The 4,182-nt window shown below is 38.7% G+C and carries 7 protein-coding genes and 2 tRNA genes; all 9 read left to right on the forward strand.

The annotated features are described in order from the left end of the window. The first annotated feature begins 71 nt into the window (after window positions 1-71). Window positions 72-728 carry a biosynthetic peptidoglycan transglycosylase gene (locus BAZSYMA_RS01160; RefSeq protein ID WP_090714723.1) on the forward strand — a complete coding sequence of 219 codons (657 nt, stop codon included), beginning with the start codon at window positions 72-74 and terminating at the stop codon, window positions 726-728. 35 nt (window positions 729-763) lie between these two features. Further along, on the forward strand, window positions 764-1,420 hold the full coding sequence (gene tsaB, locus BAZSYMA_RS01165; protein ID WP_090714725.1) for a tRNA (adenosine(37)-N6)-threonylcarbamoyltransferase complex dimerization subunit type 1 TsaB: 657 nt from the start codon (window positions 764-766) through the stop codon (window positions 1,418-1,420). A gap of 27 nt (window positions 1,421-1,447) precedes the next feature. Continuing rightward, window positions 1,448-2,188 (forward strand): heme ABC transporter permease, encoded by a 741-nt coding sequence (locus tag BAZSYMA_RS01170; RefSeq protein WP_090714727.1) that lies wholly within the window; start codon window positions 1,448-1,450, stop codon window positions 2,186-2,188. Further along, complete coding sequence (gene ccmD, locus BAZSYMA_RS01175; RefSeq protein ID WP_090714732.1) at window positions 2,185-2,343, forward strand: heme exporter protein CcmD; 159 nt, start codon at window positions 2,185-2,187, stop codon at window positions 2,341-2,343. The genes BAZSYMA_RS01170 and ccmD overlap by 4 nt, the downstream gene beginning before the upstream one ends. Continuing rightward, window positions 2,340-2,756: a cytochrome c maturation protein CcmE gene (gene ccmE, locus BAZSYMA_RS01180; RefSeq protein ID WP_090714735.1), complete on the forward strand. Its 417-nt coding sequence runs from the start codon at window positions 2,340-2,342 to the stop codon at window positions 2,754-2,756. Before ccmD ends, ccmE begins: the two co-directional genes overlap by 4 nt. Next, complete coding sequence (locus BAZSYMA_RS01185) at window positions 2,756-3,277, forward strand: DsbE family thiol:disulfide interchange protein (RefSeq protein ID WP_090714737.1); 522 nt, start codon at window positions 2,756-2,758, stop codon at window positions 3,275-3,277. The genes ccmE and BAZSYMA_RS01185 overlap by 1 nt, the downstream gene beginning before the upstream one ends. Before the next feature lie 75 nt (window positions 3,278-3,352). Then, window positions 3,353-3,428, forward strand: a tRNA-Val gene (locus BAZSYMA_RS01190). A 7-nt stretch (window positions 3,429-3,435) separates the two neighbouring features. After that, window positions 3,436-3,512: transfer RNA gene (locus BAZSYMA_RS01195), tRNA-Asp, on the forward strand. 65 nt (window positions 3,513-3,577) lie between these two features. After that, on the forward strand, window positions 3,578-4,182 hold a 605-nt coding region (locus BAZSYMA_RS01200; RefSeq protein ID WP_143243048.1), incomplete at its 3' end, for a DUF808 family protein.

A 4,182-nucleotide genomic window follows, 5' to 3' on the forward strand; every position in this document is an offset into this window, starting at 1 on the left:
GTTGTTTTTGTGGCTTCGGGTATATAATACAAACCACTTTTTAAGAGTGTTGTAACGCAATGAGGTAAGGTGTGAAGTTTAGAGTTACAAAATGGTTAAAACGCTTAGCGTTACTCAGTATTGTGGTTTTTGCCGTTTATTTGAATTATCTGCATAGCGTGGTTAAAGATGAATTTTCTAAGCCGCTTGATTTGACGAATTCTCAATTATCGTTAGAGACTTATCCTAAGTCATTGGTTAATATGTTGTTAATAATGGAAGACCAATCGTTTTTTAATCATTCTGGTGTGGATTTTATGGAGATTGCTAGAGTTTTGCGTGATAACTGGTTTTACGAGCGACCAATGCGAGGTGCCAGTACATTATCTCAGCAAATGATTAAAAATTCATTATTAACGCGTGATAAAACCTTTGAAAGAAAGTTCAAAGAGGCTCTGATGGCGTTGTTGTTAGAATTTTCATTTGACAAGAAAGACATTCTTACTCGTTATATGAACAGTGTATATTTGGGGCAGTATGGTCGATTTGAGGTGCATGGATTTCAGCGTGCGGCACGATTTTATTTTGATAAAGAGATCGGTAAATTGTCTTTAGAGGGTTTGGCAACTTTGGTAGCACTAATAAAAGGACCGAGTTATTATCATCCGACTCGACATCCTGATAGATTACTAAAGCGTAGAAATTTGGTATTGCGTGTGTATCATAAACATCAAAAGGTTGTAAAATGAAAAATCATCATCTATAACCCTGCAAAAGTCTCGTTATGACAAATCAAAATATACTCGCTATTGATACCTGCACTGAGGTGTGTTCTGTGAGTCTTCACACACAAGGTGAAACTGTCTCGCGTTTTGTTAAAGATGTAGCGAAGAGTTCTGGTTTAATTTTGCCATTGTGTGATGAGGTATTTGAGCAAACAGCTTTATCGGTGGCAGACTTGGATATTATTGTCTATACCAAAGGACCAGGTGCATTTACTGGAGTGCGTATATGCATTAGCGTAGTGCAAGGAATGTCTTTGGCATTTGATATTCCTACCAAAGGTTTTTCAACGCTTGAAGTATTAGGTGCTGGCGCTGCTAAAAAATACAAGTCTAATAAGATTGCAGTCGCACTTGATGCACGAATGAGTGAGGTTTATTGGGGTGTGTATGAAGATGGCGTATTAACAACACAACGCTTAGCAAAACCCGATGAAGTGGATACACTGAATGATGAATTTATCGGTGTGGGTACAGGCTGGGGCGCCTATAAGGATGAGCTTATTAAGAAAACAGGTGTTGGCCACTGTACGCCAGATTTCTACCCTAAGTCTCAGAATTTGATTGATTTGTATTTAAGTCAAAAAACCACGCATGATGATGAATTACCATTGCCTACTTATTTACGCAATAATGTGGCACAAAAATCGTTAAAATAACCCCAATTAGCAACAAATAAAGTAATTATGTGGAAGTGGATTCAGGCATTTGCCTCACCAAGAAATTTTTATCAAACCAGTGAAAAAATCATTCCTTGGTTAATGGTTCCATTTATTGGCTTGTCATTAATTGGTTTGTATTGGAGTTTTGTTGTCTCACCAGCTGATTATCAACAAGGTGACAGTGTGCGTATTATGTATGTACATGTGCCTGCTGCATGGATGAGTTTATTTATTTATGTAGTAATAGCAATTGCGGGCGGTATTGGGCTTATTTGGCAAATTAAACTCGCCCATATAGTGGCAAAAGTATCCGCACCTATTGGTGCTGCTTTTACTTTGTTAGCATTAGTTACAGGTAGTGTGTGGGGTAAACCGATGTGGGGCACTTGGTGGGCATGGGATGCACGACTGACCTCTGAGCTTATTTTGTTGTTCTTATACTTGGCTTATATCTCACTTCATAATGCCTTTGATAACCCAAAAACGGCTGATAAGGCTTCTGCTATCTTGGCAATCGTTGGTTCGGTGAATATTCCCATTATCTATTATTCAGTTGAGTGGTGGAATAGTCTGCATCAAGGTTCGTCTATTGGTGTTACTAAGATATCTATGCAAATAGATATGTTTATTGCATTAATGTTAGTCAGTTTTGCTTTTAAGTTTTTATATGGTGCCCTGGTGTTGATGCGTGCGCGAGACGAGGTATTAGTGAGGGAGCAAAATTCACGCTGGGTTAGAGAGATTATTGTTGGAGTGGGTAAATGATAGAATTTTTGTTATTTGATAAATACACTGCTTATATTTGGGCTTCGTATTTGCTTACTTTTGCCACAGTAGCGATTTTGTTTGTTGGCACGAAAGCAACACATAAGCGCACTATAACACAATTACACATTAAATATGCGAGGGACAAGAAATGACTAAAAGACAAAACAGAATGGCATTTGTGGCATTACTTATCGCAGGTGCGATACTAGCAGTAACGCTTTTATTTCGAGCACTTGGTAGTAATAGCAATTATTTTTATGATCCAACTCAGGTGGCACAGGGCAAAGCGCCAGTTGGTAGAAGTTTTCGCTTAGGTGGTTTGGTTGTTGTTGGTAGTTTTAAGCGAGAGGATTTGAAATCAACTTTTGATGTAACGGATAATAAAAATAAATTTAGCATTGAGTATACAGGTATCTTGCCAGATTTATTTAGAGAGGGGCAAGGCATTATCACCACAGGATCTTTGGTAAACGGTAAATTTATTGCTACCGAAGTTCTGGCAAAACATGATGAGAACTACATGCCACCAGAAGTGGCAGACGCCCTGAAGGAAGCAAAAGAGTAATGGGTAAGTTTATACCCTTAGCAATTTTTGTTGTATTGGCTTGGTTTTTGTATGATGGTTTGGGGCATGATACTAAAAAATTGCCATCGCCTTTAATCGGCAAAGCTTTTCCAAGCCTTGAAGTTCAAGATTTCAAAACGGGTGAAAAATATCACCTGCAAGAGAAATTAAAAAACCAAGTGTCGTTAGTCAATGTATGGGCGTCTTGGTGTGTTACCTGTCGTGCAGAACACCAAATGTTGAACAATATTGCAAAACAGGGTGTTGTGCAAATGGTAGGTATTAACTATAAAGATACCAAGCGAGAGGGTCGGTATTTTTTAAAGAGATTGGGCGATCCTTTTGGTTTTATAATCTTTGATGAGCAAGGAAAGTTAGGTTTAGAGTTGGGCGTGTATGCCACACCTGAGACTTTTATTGTTGATAATAATGGCGTGATTCGTTTTAAGCGTATTGGTGAGATTACTGAGCGACTTTGGCAAGAAGAAATGTTGCCATTGATTCAGCAACTTAAAAAATAGATAAATTCATTACAAAAAGAGTATTTGATTTGAGTATAATATACGACTTCTTGATTTAAGTATCAGGTATTTTTTGGGCGCTTAGCTCAGTTGGTAGAGCATCGCCCTTACAAGGCGAGGGTCACAAGTTCAAGTCTTGTAGCGCCCACCAAAAAAATGGAGCGGTAGCTCAGCTGGTTAGAGTGCCTGCCTGTCACGCAGGACGTCGCGGGTTCGAATCCCGTCCGCTCCGCCATTTTTAAATAGCACTCTTTATGAGTGCTATTTTTTTGTCTGTTTTAAAAGGAGTAGACAGTAGTTATGTCAGGATTAATTGGATATATTGCCGCACTTGCTGATGATTTGTCAGTGGTGGCTACAAAAGTTGCTGCTGGGTCTTTGGATGATATTGCCAATCAAACAGCCAAATCTTTGTCTCAAACGGCAGGTATTCTGGTTGATGACACAGCAGCCATCCCCCAGTATGTGAGTAATACTACGGCTAAAAGAGAGTTGCCAGTTATTTGGAAAATTACTAAAAAGTCATTAATAAATAAACTCCTTATTATTCCAGTTGCTATTTTGATTACTTATTTTGCACCGTGGATTATGTTGCCAGTTTTATTGCTGGGTGGTTCGTATTTAGCCTATGAAGGTACAGAGTCTATGGGGGGAAAGTTAGGCTTTATTGAAGTGCACGAGTATCATAATAATCATTCTACACCTAATACAGATGACTTGTCTGCAACAGAGGATAAAACGATCGCCTCAGCGGTGCGAACAGATGCTATTTTATCTATTGAGATTATGGCATTAACTATCGCCGGTGTTGCTGAAGCGCCGATTGTCACTCAAGTAGGTGTATTGGTTCTAATTGGCTTGATATCAACATTTGCTGTGTATGGTATTGTTAGCATGATTCTTAG

It is taken from the genome of Bathymodiolus azoricus thioautotrophic gill symbiont (assembly GCF_001298715.1).
Taxonomy (GTDB): domain Bacteria; phylum Pseudomonadota; class Gammaproteobacteria; order PS1; family Pseudothioglobaceae; genus Thiodubiliella.